This is a genomic window from Ruminococcus sporogenes, from assembly GCF_054655175.1.
The window spans coordinates 1-1430 of the sequence record NZ_BAAHOA010000023.1 but is presented as its reverse complement, the minus strand read 5'-3'; the positions used below and the strand labels follow the sequence as shown (position 1 = coordinate 1430).

General features: G+C 43.7%; 1 protein-coding gene. It reads right to left on the bottom strand.

Translation table 11 applies throughout. The features are described 5' to 3' along the window. Positions 1-139: 139 nt before the first annotated feature. A partial coding sequence (locus tag ACYQ0N_RS15220; protein ID WP_460163166.1) for a hypothetical protein occupies positions 140-1430 on the bottom strand: 1291 nt, incomplete at its 5' end.

Sequence of the window (1430 nt, the reverse complement as noted above, 5' to 3'; positions counted from 1 at the left end):
TCTACACCGTCGAGGGGACACTCTTTCCCTACACGACGCTCTTCCGATCTGCGTTTTCGTTTTTTTGCTTTTTTTTGTGTTTTTTTATTTATTTGGTGTTAAAAATAATCATAAAAAATAAGAAAAAATGATGAGTAAATTACGGTTTCTTTATTTCATCTATCTTCCTTATGGCCTTGTTTACGTATATTACAGAGACAATGGCAGCAACCAATGTGATGAGCACCAGAGCTAATATTACTACCTCGAAGATTATTGTATTGGATATGCCAGATTTGGCAGAGTTTATAGAGCCCGTGACTCCATTTATGGATGCCTGCAATGTTCCTATCTTTGTATTTATGGTTGCCACTGTGCCATTTACGCTATCAACAGTACCTGTGAGGGTACCAAGGTCTGTTTGAACTGTGGCAACATTTCCCTGTACGGAAGTTAGCTGTGCATTAATACTGCTGAGGGATGTCTGTACTGTTCCTACGTTTGTGCTTATGGTCGCAAGTGTGCCATTTACAGCCACCAGTTTTGCATTCAGTGTCGCCAATGATGCCTGTATTGTCCCGGCCTCTGTTTGAATTGTTGCAATACCGTTATCGATGCTGGTAATCTGGGCATTTATGGAGCTCAGGGTTGTGTTGATTGTACCAATATCTGTGGTTATGGTGGCCATGTTTCCGTTGATGGATTTAATCTGGGCATTTATGGAGCTCAGGGTTGTGTTGATTGTACCAATATCTGTGGTTATGGTGGCCATGTTTCCGTTGATGGATTTAATCTGGGCATTTATGGTGGTCAAATTGGCAAGAATCTCGGATCCCTGTGTCTGTATTGTAACAATGTTTCCATTTATGGTCTTTAATCCTGATGATAGGGCATTCTGTAGATTGGAGCTGCTAACGTTGAGGGTGTTCCATACCCCATCTATCTGTGTTTCTATCTGGCTGAAATTCCCACCGGTACTTACTAGAACTCCTCCCGATACTACGGTTATCTGCTGAGAAGCATAGGGAACTGGGGAGTATGCGTTGTAGAAGTATGTCTCCCAACTGCCATAACCCTCAGAACCGCTTGGACTAGGCTCATACTGAGTGATGGCTAGGGTGTATGAATAGGATACGTTCAATGTGTAAACCTGGTTAACCGAGGGAACGTTTGGCATGGGGAAGCTGGCGAATACTGTACCCGTAACGTTCCAGTCAGCTGGCCCTGCGTATGCAATGTAGGAATTGCCTGATGGTCCAGTGAGGGTTGCCATCAATCTTACTGATACAACCTGAACTATTTCCTCCTCCTGAGATATGGTTATTGCCCCGGTCATGGCAGTGGCAGTTTCTCCCACAGGAGATGTTACAGTTACTTGGACATAGTATTGGCCAGGCTGATTAAAGGGAATGGAAATGGCTGAGATGTCTGTGGTTGTATTCCATATGGGC